The following is a 17,355-nucleotide window of genomic DNA, read 5'->3' on the forward strand; positions in this document are numbered from 1 at the left end:
TCCGAAGGTGGTTCAGGAACTCGCGGCCGTCACCCGTCGGTGCCACGCCGCTCGCGCGGACACGATGAAGCCCGACAGGACGAGAGCGATCAGCGAGCCGACCAGCACGCCGAGAATGGCCTGGTCACGCGTGGCCGCGTCCTCGGCGAAGGCAAGGTTGGCCAGCAGCAGCGAGACGGTGAAGCCGATGCCGCCCAGTGTTCCGGCCGCCAGCAGGTCGGGAATCTTCAGCGCGGGTTTCTTGCCGCGCATTCCGATGCGCACTGCCACCCAGCCGAACAGCGTGATTCCGATGATCTTGCCGACCGGCAGGGCCACGGCAATGCCGAAGAACGCTGGCGACAGTTCGGACGGAGATACCGCCGGGATCACCACGAATGCGGCAGCGAACGCGAAGACCGGCAGGATCGCACCGTTGACCCAGGGCTCCAGCACCTCGCGGGCACGCACCGACGGCGTGTATGCGATGGCCAGCCCCAGCATGACGCCGGCGATGGTCGCGTGGATGCCGGAAAGCAGCACCAGCGCCCAGACCACGACTCCGACGATGATCATGGCGGTCACGATGAGCCGCGGATGCCGGGTCGGCAGCATGCGCGACAGCACAGCGAACACCGCCACACCGACGAGAGAGAGTACGAGGTAGAGCCAGTTCAGGTCGTGTGCAAAGAGCACCGCGATGAAGATGATTCCGATGATGTCGTCGAGGATCGCCAGCGCGAGCAGGAAGACGCGGACCGCGGCCGGCAGCCCCTTGCCGAATACCGCGAGCACCCCGAGCGCGAAGGCGATATCGGTTGCGGTCGGGATCGGCCAGCCGGTCGCTGTATCGCCACTGCCGGCGAACATCAGATACACCGCGATCGGAACGAGAACGCCTCCGGCGGCGGCAATTGCCGGTTGCACGGCCTTATGGGGTGTGTTCAGCTCACCGCGCGTCAGCTCATACTGCAACTCCATCGCCACGGCGAAGAAGAAGATCGCCAGCAGCCCGTCCGAGATCCAGTGCGCCACCGACATGTCGATGCCGACTCCGGGGATCGCGATGTGAAACCCCAGCACCTGATCGATCGGACCGAAGGTCGGCAGATTCGCCAGCAGCAACCCGAGGGCAGCGGCGACCAGCAGGAGCACCGCCGGGAACTGCTGAGTGCGCAGAAGGTTCTTGGATTCAGACATCCGTCCCATGCTATCTCCGCCCGGTTCGCCTGCCCCGGTCGTCACGTGGTCAGAAGCGGTCGCCACTCGGGGATAACCTCGAATAGTGACTCCCGAGCCCACCAACACAGAGGCCATCCGCGTCATCGGCCGATTCGAAGCCGGACGCGGGATTCCCGACGAGATGCGTGCGGACGTACGCATGCTCGGCGCCCTTCTGGGCCAGGTGCTGCGCGAATGCGGCAGCCCTGGACTGTTTGAAGATGTCGAACGTCTCCGCCTGGCGACGATCCAGGCCTACGAAGAAGAGAGCACGGACGCGTTTGAGCGCGCGACGCAGATCGCGGACTCGTTCACGGTGCAGCGCGCTGATGAGGTTGCGCGTGCGTTCACCTGCTACTTCCACCTGGTGAACCTTGCCGAAGAGCACCAGCGGGTGCGCATTCTGCGCGAACGCGCTGGTAAGCCCGGACGTGAGAATGCAACCGACACCGTCGCGACCGCCTATGCGCAGTTGCGCCGGGAGGTCGGCGATGATGAGGCCCGGCGTCGGCTGGAGGATCTCCGCTTCCACCCGGTCTTCACCGCGCACCCCACTGAGGCACGCCGTCGGGCGGTTTCTGCCAGCATCCGTCGCCTGTCAGAACTGCTCACCCAGCACGACGCGGCCAGCGCCGGTGGCTCTGAGGAGCACCGCGCACGCCGACGGATGCTCGAAGAAGTCGACACGCTCTGGCGCACCGCACCGCTGCGCGGGCAGAAGCCCTCGCCCACCGATGAGGTGCGCACCGTGATGTCGGTGTTCGATGAGACGCTGTTCACCACTGTCCCGCACGTGTACCGTCGCATCGACGATGCCCTGCGCGGCGAAGATTCCGGTGCTAGCGCTCCGATCGTTCCCGCCTTCGTGCGCATCGGATCGTGGGTGGGCGGTGACCGCGACGGGAACCCGTTCGTGACAGCTTCGGTCACCAGAGAAGCCGCCCACATCGCCTCCGACCATGTTCTTCGCGGACTCGAGCGCGCACTCGACCGCATCGGACGCACGCTCACTCTCGACGCCGAAGGCACGCCTCCCAGCAGTGCCGTCGTCGCCCTGTGGGATGCTTTTGCGGCATCGGATGCCACCACCGCAGCCGAGATCGCAGCCCGCGCACCCGACGAGCCGCACCGCCGGGTGCTGCAGGCGCTGTCGCGTCGCATTGCCGAAACCCGCCTCCACCTGGAAGGCGGCTACCAGGCCCCCGAGGAGCTGCTCGCCGATCTGCGTGCTGTGCAGGATTCACTGGCAGCATCCGGGGCGAAACGGCACGCCTTCGGTGGCATCCAGCACCTGATCTGGCAGGTGGAGACCTACGGCTTCCACCTCACCGAACTCGAGGTGCGCCAGCACTCGCAGGTTCACCGCGAAGCCCTCGCCGAACTCGATGCCGGCGGCGCACTCAGTGAGCGCACACAAGAGGTGCTCGAGGTGTTCCGTGCGGTCGCGGAGATTCAGCGCACCTATGGCCTGCGGGCTGCCGGGCGCTATGTCGTGTCGTTCACGACATCGGCTGAAGACCTCGCGAACGTGCACCGCCTCGCGCGCTACGCGCTCGGCGATGATGTTCCCCAGCTCGACGTCGTGCCACTGTTCGAGACGTTCGCCGATCTGCAAGCTGCCCCCGGGATCCTCGCCGAGGTCGTCACCTTCCGCGAGTTCCAGTCCCGTCTGGCCGCGACCGGAAACCGCTTCGAGGTCATGCTCGGCTACTCCGACTCGTCGAAGGACGTCGGCCCTGTCGCCGCAACACTTGCGCTGTATGAAGCACAGGAGAAGATCGCCCTGTGGGCGAAGGATGCCGGCATCGCGCTGACCCAGTTCCACGGTCGTGGCGGCGCCCTCGGCCGTGGTGGCGGGCCCGCGAACTCGGCGATCCTCGCCCAGCCTCCGCACTCCGTCGACGGCCGGTTCAAGCTCACCGAGCAGGGCGAGACGATCTTCGCCCGCTACGGCGAGCCGGCCATCGCCATGCGACACATCGACCAGGTTGCCGCAGCCACGCTGCTCGCCTCATCTCCCACCGTCGAGGCGCGCACCAGCGGTGCTGCCGCCCGCTTCGCTGATGTCGCAAGCATCATGGATACGGCCTCACGCGAGTGCTTCTTCTCGCTGGTGAAGGCGGACGGCTTCGCACCCTGGTTCGCCACGGTGACGCCGATGGAGGAGATCGGGCTGCTCGCTCTGGGCTCTCGCCCCGCACGCCGCGGTCTCTCGGTCGAGTCCCTGGAGGATCTGCGAGCGATCCCGTGGGTGTTCGCCTGGACACAGGCGCGCATCAACCTGGCCGGCTGGTTCGGCCTGGGCACGGCCCTCGAGGCCGTCGGCGACGAGGCTCTCCTCAGCGAGGCGTACCGCGAGTGGCCGTTGCTGCAGACGATGATCGACAACGTGGCGATGAGCCTGGCGAAGACTGATGAGCGCATCGCGCGTCAGTATCTGGCGCTCGGTGACCGTGACGATCTCGCACAGCTGGTGCTGGATGAGCTCGCCCTCACCAAAGAGTGGGTCATCCGCCTCACCGGAGGCACGGGTCTGCTCGAGAACAAGCCGATCCTGCAGCGCGCCGTGACACTGCGCAGCCCGTACGTCGATGCGCTGTCGCTACTGCAGCTTCGTGCACTGCGCGAACTGCGCTCGCCCGCCGCTGTTGCCGAGTCAACCACGGAGACAGCCGAAGGGTCTGGCGCAGCAGAAGAACAGCGCCGACTGCTCCTGCTGTCGGTCAGCGGCGTCGCAGCGGGTCTGCAAAACACCGGGTAAGCCCGCCCGAAAACCTCGCGTGTGATGACTGCGAAACACGCGAGGTACAGTGGGAACTCGTGCCGGACCTTGCACGCCCTCTTATGCGACACGATCGCACCTCCTTGACACTCTTCAGAAAGTCGTCCCGCGTGACCGCTACTCTTACCGAATTCCACCCGCTCGCCGAGACCGTTCAGCCCGTGTTCGATACGGTTCTGGCGCGCAGCCCGCATGAACCCGAATTTCAGCAGGCAGTGCATGAGGTCCTCGGAACGATCTCTCCCGTGCTCGAACAGCACCCGGAGTACGTCGAGGCCGGCATCCTGGATCGCATCGTGGAGCCGGAGCGCCAGATCATGTTCCGCGTACCGTGGATCGACGACGCCGGAAAGATCCAGGTCAACCGCGGCTACCGCATCCAGTTCTCGTCTGTTCTCGGCCCGTACAAGGGCGGCCTGCGCTTTCACCCCTCGGTGAACCTGTCGATCATCAAGTTCCTCGGATTCGAGCAGATCTTCAAGAACGCGCTCACCGGTCAGGGCATCGGTGGCGCGAAGGGCGGAAGCGACTTCGACCCGCACGGCAAGACCGACGCAGAAATCATGCGCTTCTGCCATTCATTCATGGGCGAGCTGTACCGTCACCTCGGCGAGCACACCGATGTTCCCGCTGGTGACATCGGAGTCGGCGGCCGTGAGATCGGCTATCTGTTCGGCGCTTACCGCAAGATCACCAACCGCCACGAGTCCGGCATGTTCACCGGCAAGGGCACCGGCTGGGGCGGCGCCGAGGTGCGCACCGAGGCCACAGGTTACGGTGCAGTGTTCTTCGCCCAGGAGATGCTCGCCGTCCACAACGATTCGTTGCAGGATAAGCGCGTCGGCATCTCTGGCTCCGGCAACGTCGCGATCTACGCGATCCAGAAGGCCATGCAGCTCGGCGCGACGGCGGTCACCGCATCCGACTCTTCCGGCTACGTCGTCGACGACGCCGGCATCGACCTTGATCTGCTCCGTCAGATCAAGGAGGTCGAGCGCGGCCGCATCGTCGAATACGCCAAGCGTCGTCCCGGTGCTCGCTTCATCGAGGGTGGCAGCGTCTGGGAAGTGCCCGTTGACATCGCGGTGCCCTCGGCAACGCAGAACGAGCTCAACCTCGCCGATGCTGAAGCACTTATCGCCAACGGCGTGCGTGCGGTTTCGGAAGGCGCGAACATGCCCTGCCTGCCGGAGGCCGTTGAGGCATTCCAACGCGCTGGAGTGCTGTTCGCGCCGGGCAAGGCAGCAAATGCCGGTGGCGTTGCAACCTCGGCGCTCGAGATGAGCCAGAACGCGTCCCGTCAGCGCTGGACCTTCGGCGACAGCGAGAACAAGCTACGCGAGATCATGTCCAACATCCACGACGCCGCCTTCCAGTCGGCTGAGAAGTACGGTGTTCCCGGAGACTACGTCGCCGGTGCCAACATTGCGGGGTTCCAGCGGGTTGCTGCGGCGATGCTCGCCCAGGGCGTCATCTGATCCCTCGCTTCTTTACGAAACGCCTCATGCTTCTCGGAGCATGGGGCGTTTCGCTACGCCGGGGTGTCGTCCGCGTGCCGAGCGAGTGACGAGGCGTAGCGCTCGGTGAGCTGCACCATGAGGTCGGGAGTGTCCCGGTCCACCCCGAACACGTGTCCAGGAAAGTCCAGTTCCGGCTGCGCCTCGGCGATCTCCTCGGCCTGATCAGGCGAGAACAGCTGCAGCGGATCTCCGGCAGCCACCCAACCGATCGGGACAACAGTGCCCTCCGGGAGGACAGCGCGACGCTGCACGATCGCGTTGACACGCACTTCGCACCGAGGACCGATGATCGCACCGTTGAAGATGCGCGCGCCCGAGGCGAAGAAGACCTCCTCGCCGACCGTCGCACCGGCGATGCTCGCCAGCGTGCCGACGAGGGTGTGGTCGCCGATATGCACGGCGTTGGCCGCGGTCGCACGGATCAGGGAGTTCTCCATCACGATGACGTGCTCGCCGAGTCTGATCGCACCGCCCTCGGCCGTGATGACGGCGCCGTGCAGCACCTGGCAGCCGGGACCGATCTCCACGTCACCGGAGATGACGGCGGTGGGCGCGATGACAGCAGTGTCATGAATCCGGGGCCGAGCCCCGAGGTGCTCGTACAACATGCCGCCAGACTAGCGCGTTGTCCGGCAGGAGGTCGGAGTCATCGTGCGTCGAGCCATTCTGCGAAGGTCTGCTGTCCGAGATCAGCATGGACGCTGGGCAGCGCCGAACCATCCCGCATCGCGCGCCCCCACTCTCCAGGAAGCGACATCGCGGGGATCCAGCCGCGTGCACCCTGCGATCGGGCGTAGGCGCGGACCATGTCCACGAGTTGCTCTTCCCGAGGTCCCGCAAGGTCAGTGGCTCTTCCCGTCGGAGCGCCCTCTGCCAGATTCACCAGCCGCTCGGCGACTTCTCGTGCGGCAATCGGCTGCGTGCGCATCCGCAGGGCGACGTGGAACGGACCGAATGCCCCGCGCTCGTACACTTGGCCAGCGAACTCATGAAACTGCGTGGCGCGCAGAATGGTCCACGGGATTGCACCCGCCATCACGGCACGCTCGTGAGCGAGCTTGGCGCCGTAGTACCCGGCGTCGACCCCATCGATGCCGACGATCGACAGCGCGATGTGATGGCCGACTCCGGCTGCCTGCTCAGCCGCGAACAGCGTACGCGTGGTCGCCTCGAAGAATGCGGTCGCCGTGGACTTGTTCATCGTGGTGGTCGCGGCGACGTCGATGACGACGTCGACACCGCGCATGGCATCCGCTGCACCTGACCCGGTGACCAGATCGACCCCGACGCTGCGCGCGAGCACGACGACATCATGTCCGCGAAGACGCGCGACCTCCACCACGTGCGCTCCGACTTGTCCAGTGCCCCCTGCGACCGCGATTCTCATACGATCCAGCCTGCCGTGCGCCGACCACGCACACAACGCCCTCTCAGGCAGCAACCACCGGCTCGGGGAACAGCGCGGTGATCAGCTGCGCCACCCACCCGAGGATGTCGATGTCGGCCGGCATCGGCACGACAACTGCTTCTCCCCCGGCGACGAGCTTCGCTTTCGGATACAGGCGCTGCAGTCGCACCTGCATCGAATCCGCCAGATGTGCCGGCGCGACGCGCAGGTTCGATCCCATCACGACCACATCGCTCAGGCCGGCTGCGGCTGCTCGACGGCGCAGGCGAGCGACGGCGAAGAGCCCTTCGACCTCGTCGGGCGGTGTGCCGTAGCGGTCGGTGAGCTCTTCGATCACGAGGTCGATCGCGTCGTCCTTCGCCGTCGCGGCGGCCGCCGCTGAGAGCTTCTGGTACGCCTCCAGGCGCAGCCGCTCGCTGTCGATGTAGGTCTCCGGGATGCGGGCATCCACCGGCAGTTCCATCCGCAGCTCGGTGCCGCCGTCGGTGTCTTCGCCCCGGAAAGTCGCGACTGCTTCGCCGACCATTCGCAGGTACAGATCGAATCCGACACCGGCGATGTGACCGGCCTGCTCGCCTCCGAGCATGTTGCCGGCACCGCGCAGCTCGAGGTCTTTGAGCGCGACCTGCATGCCGGATCCGAGATCGTTGTTCACCGCGATGGTCTGCAGTCGGTCGGCCGCGGTCTCAGACAGCGGCTTCATCTCGTCGTACAGGAAGTATGCGTAGGCGCGCTCACGACCACGACCGACTCGGCCGCGCAACTGGTGCAGCTGCGAGAGGCCGTACTTGTCTGCGCGATCGATGATGATCGTGTTGGCGTTGGAGATGTCCAGGCCCGTCTCCACGATCGTCGTCGAGACGAGCACGTCGAACTTGCGCTCCCAGAAGTCATCGACGACCTGCTCGAGCTGATGCTCGCCCATCTGTCCGTGCGCGACCGCGATCCGCGCCTCCGGAATAAGTTCGGCGAGTTCTGATGCGACCCGTTGGATCGACTGGACGCGGTTGTGCACGAAGAACACCTGTCCCTCGCGCAGGATCTCCCGTCTGATTGCCGCCGCGATCTGCTTGTCGCTGCGCGGACCGACGAAGGAGAGGATCGGATGCCGGTCCTCCGGTGGCGTCTGCAGGGTCGACATCTCACGGATGCCGGTGACCGCCATCTCCAGCGTGCGAGGAATCGGCGTGGCGCTCATAGCCAAGATGTCGACGTTCATCTTCAGCTTCTTGAGCTTGTCTTTGTGCTCGACGCCGAACCGCTGCTCCTCATCGATGATGAGCAGTCCCAGATCCTTGAACAGCACTTGGTCGGTGAGAATGCGGTGGGTTCCGATGACCATGTCCACCGACCCATCAAGCAACCCCTCCAGTGTGAGCCGTGCGTCCTTGTCGGTCTGGAAGCGCGAGAGGGATTTGACCTTCACCGGGAATCCGGCGAACCGCTCGGTGAAGGTTTCCAGATGCTGCTTCACGAGCAGCGTGGTGGGAACGAGCATCGCCACCTGCTTGCCGTCCTGAATGGCTTTGAACGCCGCGCGCACGGCGACCTCGGTCTTCCCGAAGCCGACGTCTCCGGACAGCAGCCGGTCCATGGGGATCGGCCGCTCCATGTCGGCCTTGATCTCATCGATGGTCTGCAGCTGGTCGGGAGTCTCCGCGAACGGGAAGGCTTCTTCGAGCTCACGCTGCCACGGTGTGTCCGGCCCGAATGCGTGTCCCTTCGCCGACATCCGCGCGGAGTAGAGCTTGACCAGTTCGACCGCGATATCGCGAACAGCTTTGCGTGCCTTGCTCTTTGCCGCTGACCAGTCACTGCCGCCCATCTTCGAGAGGGTCGGCGCTTCCCCACCGACGTACTTCGACAGCAGATCGAGCTGATCGGTGGGTACGTAGAGCTTGTCACCCGGATAGCCGCGTTTGGAGGGCGCGTACTCGAGCACGAGGTAGTCGCGGGTGGTCTTGGTGGCGTTGCGTCCGCCGGTGGAGACCTCTCGCTGGGTCAGTTCGACGAATTTCGCGATGCCGTGCGTGGCATGCACGACGTGGTCGCCGTTTTTGAGCTGTAGCGGGTCGACGACGTTCTTGCGGCGCGAGGCGAGCTTTCGCACGACCCGTTGATCGCCACCGATCGTGCGGCCGTAGAACTCGTTGTCGGTGAGGACGGCGAGCTTGATCTCGGGCACCTGGAAGCCGGATTCGAGATCACCCATCACGAGCGTCGCGATACCTGCCTCGGGCGCTTCGGTGAGCGACTCGACCGTGCGCGCTGCCAGCCCGCGGTCAGAGAGCACATCGTTCGCACGGTCAACGAGGCCGGAGCCGGAGGCGACGACCACCACGCGCCAGCCGTCGGTGAGGCGCGCAGCCACGAACTCGATGGCACCGTCGACGTTGCCGTGGAAGGACGGAATGATCGACGAGTCGATGTTCGCCGCCGCGTCGTCATCGGTGGCGAAGGGGCTTAGCCGCCACCAGACGCCGTCGCGCTCGCGCACGATCTCGCGCAGGCGCGCAACAGTGAGGAAGTCGCCCGCGCCGAGATCGATGGGAGCGGATGCCCCGGACGTCGCTGCGCTCCACGCCGCATCGAGGAACTCCCGGTTCGTGTCGCCGAGGCTCTGGGCCCGAGCACTGGCTCGTTCCGGATCAATGAGTGCAGTTGCGGTCCCCTCGGGGAAGTACTCGATGAGCGCTTTCAGCGGGCCCGACACCGCCGGCAGCAGCGATTCCATGCCCTCAACGGGGATGCCCTCCGCCATCTTCTCCAGCATCCCGGCGATCGCGGGAAAACCGGCGATAAGAGAACGGGCGCGCTCGCGCACGTCGGAAGTCAGGAGCAACTCGCGCGTCGCTGCCAGCTCTACCCGGTCGACATCACCGGGCAGCGAACGCTGATCGGTGACCGAGAAAGCGCGGATCTGGTCGATCTCATCGCCGAAGAATTCGACGCGGAACGGATGATCGCTGGTCGGTGGGAACACGTCGAGGATGCCGCCGCGCACAGCGAATTCGCCGCGACGCGAAACCATGTCCACGCGCGAGTACGCTCGTTCGACAAGCTGTTCGACCGCGTCATCGAGCTCGAGCCCGCGCGCGCCGAGGCCCAGCACCACGGGGGCGGTGTCGCCGAGATTGCCGGCGATCGGTTGCAGCGCAGCGCGCACGGATGCGACGACGATGAGCGGGCGCTCTCTGGTCCAGGTGGTGATCCGACGCAGCGTCTGCAGTCGCTGTCCCACCGTGTCTGGGCTCGGACTCAGCCGCTCATGGGGCAGCGTCTCCCAGGCCGGGAACCGCAGGATCTCAGCATCCGGAACATACGAACCCAGCGCCAAGGCGAGCGATTCCGCACGTCGTCCGGTCGGCGCTATCACCAGCAGGGCGGGCGGACGCCCCACCGCTGCCCGCTTGCCGAGCAGCCCGGCGATGGTGGGAACATCAAGCCCATCGACGAGCCCGAGATCGGCATCGGTCTGCGCCCAGGTGAGGGCGTCTTCGTACAGGGTCGCCTCTTCCAAGGCGCGCAGAATCCCGGGAACAGTCACCAGATGAGCTTAGTCGCTGCCTCGGACACGGGACAGGCGAGCAACCATTACGATCGCGAGAACAAGTCCTCGATTTTCCCATGGATCAGGGGTAAAATCGACCATCCCACCCCTGGAGGAACGATGGTCGATGCCGTCGTCCGTGCCGACAAGTCCGGCGCGGGCAGATATGCGTTGCGGCGACGTGAGCTTGCCGATGCCGCACTGGCAGCCATTGCCGCACGGGGCTTCGCCAACACCGGTCTCCGCGACGTCGCCGCGCACACCGACCTCTCCCTCGGCATCCTGCACTATTACTTCGACGACAAAGACGATCTGATCGGCCAGGCCATCTGGCAGTACAAGTCCGAATGCGTCCAACGCTACGACCCGATCATCGCCACCTCACGCAGCGGCGCGGAACTCGCCGAACGATTCGCCCAGGCGATGGCCGCCACGTTGCGTGATGAGGCCGACATGCACCGGCTCTGGTACGACCTGCGCAACCAGTCACTGTTCCAAACCGGGTTCCGCGACACGATCGTCGCGCTGGACGGACTGCTGTCCGAGATGGTCTGGGCGGTGATCTCGCGCTACAGCGAACTCGAAGGCCGCACGCCCACGGTCGATGCCACAGCCGCGTACGCCCTGTTCGATGGCATCTTCCTCAACGCCCTGATCGCCTTTCTGCGCGGTGAGATCACTGCCATCGAGCGGCTCAGAATCGCCAGCATCCAGCTTCTGCGCCGCGCCGTCTGAGCCGCTCTGATCGGCGGATCGCGGTCAGGAGGTCGCCGCGGCCCGCAGCAACGCGTGGCCGACGGCTCGTGCGATCGGCGCCTTCTCCAGCGCTGTGCGCACCCGCAGCGTGCTGATCGTCACAGAGCCCTCGCTCCAGCGCACGGTCGCCGTGCTGGTCGCCGCTCCCCGCAGCCACCCGGAGAAAATCGCCGAGTGCACGATCGCTGCACGCAGTGGACCGGGGATGCCGCTGATCACGAACTCGCCGAGCAGATCTTCGAAGGCGATGCCGAGGATCGTGTCGCCGGGAACCTCAGCGAAGGCACCGCGTCGATCGAGCCACTCAGTACGGGGCACCCAGTCCCCGTCCCCCGCGCGCAAGGCCAGACGCGCCGACGGCAGATAGTCGAACGCCGAGCCCAGGGCATCCTGCGTTTCCGCGAGGACGAGCACACGCCCACCCGAGCGGGCGTGCTGCTGCGCTTCAGCGGTGAATGAGAGTGACACGAGCAGATCCGCTTCGACGTCGACCGGCACGCCGAGCGCGCTCAGCCACTGGGCCGTAGCTTCGTCTCCCGCCCGTACGGCACCACCGGTCCACGCGGTGTCAGCGACGACCAGGATGTCCGCGGCATCGCGGGCGAGCAGCGCTCCCCCGCCGTGCAGTTCGGCCTCGACACGGTGCTGTCCAACAGCCGCGGGCACGGGGATGTTCAGCATCCGCTCTTCTCGATCGCCGGGCACGGCGTATTCGAGAGCCGTCTCACCGTCGACGCGCACGCGGATGACGGCATCTTCCGGCAGACCGGCTGGCGAAGGCAGTGACGTCACCATGACCGGCAACTCCGCGCCGGCATAGAGGCTATAGGTCTGTGGGCGCAGCGCCACGGCATGCTCGCCGTTAGCAAGCGCGAACTCCGCGGTGTACTGCTTGGGCCTGCGGTTCATGTCGAACAGGCCGTTGGCCTCCCACTGCACGTCGCTGAGCTGCGTGAGCACGTAGCCGCTGATGTCGTCATGCAGGCGGATGCTGGTGGTCTGATAGCGGTTGGCGACCAGCTGCGCGTGGTGCAGCTGACGAACCAGCTCCTCCCACGAACCGAACGCCTCTTCCAGCCCCAGCGAGCGGAACCGCGGCATGAGCCCCGTTCCTTCCGCCGCGCCGAACGCCCAGTCCGCCCCGAGGGCGAACCACCAGGGTTCAGCGCCATCCGCGTCGTACTGATCGAGCGCATGCGGCAGCGCCCAGTTACCGAACTCGCTGAGCACGAGCGGTTCGGCGCCGGTGCGCTCAGCATCGCCGTGCGGCGAGAAGGTCCAGTCCGGGCGCGCGGCGAAGTCGGCGATCTTCTCGTCCCACAGTGCGCGGCTCTCCGGAATCCCGCGGTAAACGTGAAAATCATCGATGTGCGTGCGCACATGGAAGTTCGGTTCGCAGGCTGAGTTGTCCACGACGAGGGATCCCGCGGCGTACTGCTCGATGTCATCGAACACCTCGCGCAGCCAGGTTCGCTGCGTGGCGCTGGCGAGATCGATCCCCCAGGACTCATTCATGATGGTCCAGATGACGATACTCGGATGATGGGCGTCGAGATCGATGAGGCGACGCAGCAGCGCGTGGCCATCGGCGGCGGTCTCCGGCGTCCAGGTCATCCAGCTGGGCAGCTCCGTCCACACGAGAATCCCCAGGCGGTCGGCGATCTCGTAATAGCGCGGATCGGGACGCTTGATGTGCACGCGCAGCATGTTGAAGCCGAGCGCTTTGGTCTGACGCAGCATGTCTTCCCAGGCCGCGAAATCCTCTGGAGCCAGGGTGGCATCGGGGTGGTAGTCCTGATCGAGAACAGCGCGCAGGTAGATCTCCCGGTCGTTGAGGAAGAACCGTCCGGCGTCCGCGCGGAAGCTGCGGAAGCCGCTCTCGCGCGTGATCTGGTCGGTGATCTCGCCCGCCTGCTCCAGCGAGACCTCGACCGTGTACAGATTGGGGTGGTCGAGGTCCCACAACTCCGGGTTCTCGACTGTGACTGAGCCGGCGATATCTGTGCCCTGCACTCCGAGTGCAGCGGCCGTGACAACAGTTCCATCGCGCAGCAGCCGAACCCGCGCAGCATCCGCTCCCGCCGTCGCCGAGCCTGCGATGGTCACTTCGCCGCTTGCGGCGTCCGTTCGCACAGCAAGCGAGAGAAGGTGAACCGGGTGCCGTTCTTCCAGCGTCACCGACTGCCAGATCCCCGCGGTGGTGCCGTACCAGGACTGCTTGCCCAGGGGATGCTCCAAGAAACCCGCCTCATCGGCCGAGCCGTAGCGCGGCGGGTAGGAGACGGTGACTTCCAGAGTGTTCGTGCCGTCGACGACAGCATCCGTGATGTCGAATTCGAAGGGCTCCCACGCACCGATGTGCGTGCCGATCTCGTTGCCGTTCACCCGCACCAAAGCTGTGTGGTTCACCGCTCCGAAGCACAGCACCAGGCGCCGTCCAGCCTGCTTGTGCAGCTCGAGTGCACGCTGGAAGCGGACGGTCTCGTGCGAATCACCGTGGCCGGGAACCTGAGTAGTCCAGGTACCGGGGACCGAGACTTGATGCGTCTCGGACTCGCCAGGAAGGTGCAAGAGCCAGGCGCCGTCGAGACTGACGGCGGCGCGGTGGGCGGTTGACATGGGGCCTTCTTCCAAAAAGTGAGGGGTGGGGTCAGGTGGACCCCACCCCTCAGAACTTCGGTGTTACTTGATTTCCTGCGTGACGCGTGCCTGTGCCTCGCCAAGGGCGTCAGCGACGTCCTTGCCGCTGAACCAGACCTCGTCCAGCTGAGCGTGGATCAGCGACTTGACCGCCGTCCAGTTCTCGATCTGCGGCACGAAGCTGATGCCGGTCAGAGCGGTCTCGGTGTAGTTCGCACGCTCCGGAGCGTTCAGGTACTCCTCGGACTCGATGATCGAGACCCGCGGTGCGATGTGCCCGGTGGCAATCGACCAGGATCCGCTGTTGTCGTAGAGGAACTTCGCGAACTCGAGCGCAGCACGGTACTTGACCGGGTCGTCGCCCTTCTGGCGCGGCAGCACCCACATGTGCGAGGACGCCCATGCGGCCGGTGCCTCGTAGATGGTCGGCAGGTCGGTGACCGTGTAGCCGAAGTCGAGGGTCGCTGCGTACTCGTTGATCGCCCACACGCCGTTGAGCAGGATCGCGGACTGCTGGCTCTTCCATTCGTCGATGGAGCCGGCGTAGTCGGCGTCGGTGTGCATGTAGCCGGCGTCGAGCATCTCGTTGATGAGCTCGAGCGCGGCGGCCGCCGCCTCGGTGTCGACCTCGGCGCTGCCATCGGCCGAGACCACGTCGCTGCCCTGCTGGCGAACCAGGGAGTAGAAGAAGCGCCAAGCCATGTCATCGTTGGCGAAGCCCGCGGAGAACAGCATCAGGCCGGTCTTGTCCTTGACGTCCTTGCCCATCTGCAGGAGCTCTTCGGGGCTGGTCGGCAGCACCGGGCGACCATCCTCGCCGATGTAGCCCGCCTCGGCGAGCACGTCGGTGTTCACGTGCATCACCAGCGCGTGCGCGTCGAAGGGAACGGCGTAGGTGGAGCCGTCCCACATGACCGACTTCTGCGCCTGCTCGGTGGCATCCGTCATGTCGATGTCGAACGACTCGGGGTCGAACGCCAGCAGCTGGTCGCGGGTGGCGTAGTCCGACATCGAGTAGTCGTGCAGGTTGGCGATGTTCGCGGGCTCGCCACCGGCGACAGACGCGTTGAAGGCGTCGTAGTACGAGTTCCAGTCGGTGCCGCCGAGGCGGTCGACGGTGATGCCGTTGTCGTTCTCGGCGTTGAACTTGTTGGTGAGGATCTGGATCGCTTCGCACTCGGTGGTCGCCAGCGCCGGGTCGGTGACGCCCTGAGTGCTCTCCTCGCAGTCGCCGAACATGCGCGACATGGTGATGGTGGTGCCCTCGAGCTGGTCGGCGGTGACAGCGGCGATCTGCTCATTCAGATCTCCGGCGTCGCCGGTACCGGCTCCGGCTTCAGCGCCGGTGCCGCAGGCGGTAAGCAGCAACGCCGCTGCAGTCAGCGACGCTGCCGCAACAGCAGTCTTGGTCTTTCGCATGGTTTTCCTTTTTGTTGTGTGGACAGTGGTACTACTTGCTGCCCGAGGTCATGGAGATGCCTCGGATGAGGTGTTTCTGGAAGAAGATGAAGACCAGCAGCAGCGGCAGCGAACCGATCAGTCCGCGGGCCATCAGACTGCCGAGTTCAGTCGCCTGCGCGAAGTTGCCCTGCAGGGATGCCAGACCGGTGGTGATGGTGAACATCTCCGACTTCGTCGCCGACACGAGCGGCCACAGGTAGTCGTTCCAGGTCTGCACGAAGGTGAAGATCGCCAGAGCGATCATCGAGGGCCGGGCCAGCGGCAGCATGACGGAGAAGAAGGTGCGCCAGGGTCCTGCACCGTCGATGCGCGCGGCTTCTTCGACCTCTGCCGGAACCTGCGAGAAGAACTGCGTCATCAGGAACACGCCCAGCGGCGCGGCGATGCGCGGCAGGATCAGCGCCGCATAGGTGTTGTGCATCGATACGTCGGCCACCATCGTGAACAACGGGATGAACATCGCCTCTTTGGGGATCATGAGGCCTGCGAGCACGCTCGCGTAGACGATCGTCTTGCCGCGGAAGGTGAAGCGCGCGAAGGCGTATCCGGCCATGGCGCACAGCAGCACTGTGAGCAGCGTGGTGAAGATGGTCACGATCGCGCTGTTGATGAACCAGCGGCTGGTGAGACCGACGCTGAACACCCCGAACAGGTTCTCCAGTGTGAAGCCCTGCGGGATCAGCGTCTGGGTCTCTTTGGTCAGAGCCTGGTTGTCACTCAGCGAGAGCGACAGCATCCAGAGCATCGGAATCAGCCAGACCAGCGCAGCGACGATCATCGCCACGTGATACCAGGCAGTGACGACCCCACTGCGGCGGATGCGAGCCGGGGCGGCACGCTTGTCGGAGACGGTCATCGCCATCGTCTGTGCACTCATTTGCTGTCGTCCTTGCCGAGGGTACGCATCTGGATGACCGAGACGACGAGCATCACCGCGAAGAGGAACAGCGACATCGCCGATCCGTAGCCGAGCTCGAAGTCGCGGAAGCCCGCCTCATAGATGTGCTGGATCAGCACCAGGGTGGAGGTGCCCGGTCCGCCGCCGGTCATGATGTTGACCTGGCCGAAGACCTGGAACGAGGCGATCACCTGCATCACCATGACCAGCAGCAGCACGTGTTTGATGCCGGGAAGCGTGATGCTCGTGAACTTGCGCCAGGCGCCCGCGCCATCCAGCGACGCCGCCTCGTAGAGGGCCGGGTCGACGTCCTGAAGCCCTGCGGAGAAGAGCACGAGGTTGAATCCGACCGTCCACCAGACGGTGGTGGCGATCACGGCGAACATCGCCACGCTCGGGTTGGACAGCCAGGGGATCGGATCGATGCCGAGCGGCTCGAGCATCGCTGAGAGCAGCCCCTGGTTCGGCGAGAGGAAGTACGTCCACACCAGCGTAACGACCGACACCGGCAGGATGTAGGGCACGAAGAACACCATCTGGTAGATGCGTGTTCCCCGACGATTTCCCTGCAGTGCGAGAGCCATCACCAGGCCGAGACCGGCGATCAGCGGCGTCGAGATGACTGTGAACAGGAGCGTGTTCTGCAGCGCGGTCCAGAAATCCGGATCGAACCAGAATCCGCCCTCGGACGGGTGGAAGCCCAGTGCTACGACGATCGCCAGGATGCCGGCGACGCCCAGGCCCACGCCGATGGTGAGTCGACGACGCAGTAGCGGGCGAATCAGCAGGGCGATCGCCGCAATCACCAGCACGGCCCGCGGCAGGAGCAGGTGGGTCATCGACCAGGTGATCTCGTGGCCCCACAGCATCCGCTCGAAGTTGTCGAGGCCGATGAAATCGCGGGTGGCGCCGAGGAGATCCCAGTCGTGGAAGCTCATCCATACTGCCTGCAGCACCGGATAGATCACGAAGATCAGGTACAGCACCAGGAAGGGCGCAGTGAAGGCGATGCCGTATTTGAGGCCACTGCCGCTGCGCTGTGATGCTCGGCGCATGCGGCTGCGCTCGATGGTCGAGGGGCTCGACATCCGTTCTCCTTTGCCACGTTGCAAACTTGCAATAGAGTTATTTTTGCCACGT

Annotated in this window: 11 protein-coding genes; 3 read left to right on the top strand and 8 right to left on the bottom strand. The window is 65.3% G+C overall.

Annotated features, from left to right (window positions below):
• Positions 1–12 precede the first annotated feature (12 nt).
• Positions 13–1,179, bottom strand: a complete 1,167-nt coding sequence (gene nhaA / locus ACSU1L_RS05745) for a Na+/H+ antiporter NhaA (RefSeq protein WP_438253318.1) — start codon at positions 1,177–1,179, stop codon at positions 13–15.
• A 163-nt stretch (positions 1,180–1,342) separates the two neighbouring features.
• On the opposite strand from nhaA, the gene ACSU1L_RS05750 reads away from it, so the two are divergent.
• Entirely contained in the window at positions 1,343–3,961 is a 2,619-nt protein-coding gene (locus tag ACSU1L_RS05750; RefSeq protein WP_439255049.1) for a phosphoenolpyruvate carboxylase, read from the top strand.
• A 131-nt stretch (positions 3,962–4,092) separates the two neighbouring features.
• Positions 4,093–5,460: an NADP-specific glutamate dehydrogenase gene (gene gdhA / locus ACSU1L_RS05755; protein ID WP_438253317.1), complete on the top strand. Its 1,368-nt coding sequence runs from the start codon at positions 4,093–4,095 to the stop codon at positions 5,458–5,460.
• Positions 5,461–5,513: 53 nt separating this feature from the next.
• Here the strand turns inward: gdhA and ACSU1L_RS05760 are convergent, their stop codons facing one another.
• Genes ACSU1L_RS05760 through mfd form a run of 3 tightly spaced genes read right to left on the bottom strand, consistent with a single transcriptional unit; the run spans position 5,514 to position 10,457 of the window.
• Positions 5,514–6,110, bottom strand: coding sequence for a gamma carbonic anhydrase family protein (locus ACSU1L_RS05760; RefSeq protein ID WP_438253316.1), 597 nt, complete (start codon positions 6,108–6,110; stop codon positions 5,514–5,516).
• A 38-nt stretch (positions 6,111–6,148) separates the two neighbouring features.
• The gene (locus ACSU1L_RS05765; RefSeq protein ID WP_439254998.1) at positions 6,149–6,889 is read right to left on the bottom strand and encodes an SDR family oxidoreductase; all 741 of its coding nucleotides are present in this window, start codon (positions 6,887–6,889) and stop codon (positions 6,149–6,151) included.
• A 43-nt stretch (positions 6,890–6,932) separates the two neighbouring features.
• Positions 6,933–10,457 carry a transcription-repair coupling factor gene (gene mfd / locus ACSU1L_RS05770; protein WP_439254999.1) on the bottom strand — a complete coding sequence of 1,175 codons (3,525 nt, stop codon included), beginning with the start codon at positions 10,455–10,457 and terminating at the stop codon, positions 6,933–6,935.
• Between the two features lie 123 nt (positions 10,458–10,580).
• Between mfd and ACSU1L_RS05775 the strand changes: the two genes are divergently transcribed.
• Positions 10,581–11,195, top strand: a complete 615-nt coding sequence (locus tag ACSU1L_RS05775; RefSeq protein WP_438253313.1) for a TetR/AcrR family transcriptional regulator — start codon at positions 10,581–10,583, stop codon at positions 11,193–11,195.
• A 24-nt stretch (positions 11,196–11,219) separates the two neighbouring features.
• Here ACSU1L_RS05775 and ACSU1L_RS05780 read toward each other — a convergent pair whose 3' ends face one another.
• The 4 genes from ACSU1L_RS05780 to ACSU1L_RS05795 form a co-directional block, all read right to left on the bottom strand.
• Positions 11,220–13,835, bottom strand: coding sequence for a glycoside hydrolase family 2 protein (locus ACSU1L_RS05780; RefSeq protein ID WP_439255000.1), 2,616 nt, complete (start codon positions 13,833–13,835; stop codon positions 11,220–11,222).
• A 63-nt stretch (positions 13,836–13,898) separates the two neighbouring features.
• A complete protein-coding gene (locus ACSU1L_RS05785) occupies positions 13,899–15,275 on the bottom strand; it encodes an extracellular solute-binding protein (protein WP_438253311.1) in 1,377 nt (458 codons plus the stop codon).
• 31 nt (positions 15,276–15,306) lie between these two features.
• Positions 15,307–16,194 carry a carbohydrate ABC transporter permease gene (locus tag ACSU1L_RS05790; protein ID WP_438253310.1) on the bottom strand — a complete coding sequence of 296 codons (888 nt, stop codon included), beginning with the start codon at positions 16,192–16,194 and terminating at the stop codon, positions 15,307–15,309.
• Complete coding sequence (locus tag ACSU1L_RS05795) at positions 16,191–17,303, bottom strand: carbohydrate ABC transporter permease (RefSeq protein WP_438253309.1); 1,113 nt, start codon at positions 17,301–17,303, stop codon at positions 16,191–16,193. The genes ACSU1L_RS05790 and ACSU1L_RS05795 overlap by 4 nt, the downstream gene beginning before the upstream one ends.
• Between the last annotated feature and the right edge of the window lie 52 nt (positions 17,304–17,355).

This window comes from Microbacterium sp. A94, assembly GCF_051842855.1.
Classification (GTDB): Bacteria; Actinomycetota; Actinomycetes; order Actinomycetales; family Microbacteriaceae; genus Microbacterium.

Excerpts from the sequence above, each read along its gene's own strand:
- nhaA (WP_438253318.1), bottom strand. The coding sequence starts at position 1,179 with ATGTCTGAATCCAAGAACCTTCTGCGCACTCAGCAGTTCCCGGCGGTG.
- ACSU1L_RS05750 (WP_439255049.1), top strand. The coding sequence starts at position 1,343 with ATGCGTGCGGACGTACGCATGCTCGGCGCCCTTCTGGGCCAGGTGCTG.
- ACSU1L_RS05760 (WP_438253316.1), bottom strand. The coding sequence starts at position 6,110 with ATGTTGTACGAGCACCTCGGGGCTCGGCCCCGGATTCATGACACTGCT.
- ACSU1L_RS05765 (WP_439254998.1), bottom strand. The coding sequence starts at position 6,889 with ATGAGAATCGCGGTCGCAGGGGGCACTGGACAAGTCGGAGCGCACGTG.
- ACSU1L_RS05775 (WP_438253313.1), top strand. The coding sequence starts at position 10,581 with ATGGTCGATGCCGTCGTCCGTGCCGACAAGTCCGGCGCGGGCAGATAT.
- ACSU1L_RS05780 (WP_439255000.1), bottom strand. The coding sequence starts at position 13,835 with ATGTCAACCGCCCACCGCGCCGCCGTCAGTCTCGACGGCGCCTGGCTC.
- ACSU1L_RS05785 (WP_438253311.1), bottom strand. The coding sequence starts at position 15,275 with ATGCGAAAGACCAAGACTGCTGTTGCGGCAGCGTCGCTGACTGCAGCG.
- ACSU1L_RS05790 (WP_438253310.1), bottom strand. The coding sequence starts at position 16,194 with ATGAGTGCACAGACGATGGCGATGACCGTCTCCGACAAGCGTGCCGCC.
- ACSU1L_RS05795 (WP_438253309.1), bottom strand. The coding sequence starts at position 17,303 with ATGTCGAGCCCCTCGACCATCGAGCGCAGCCGCATGCGCCGAGCATCA.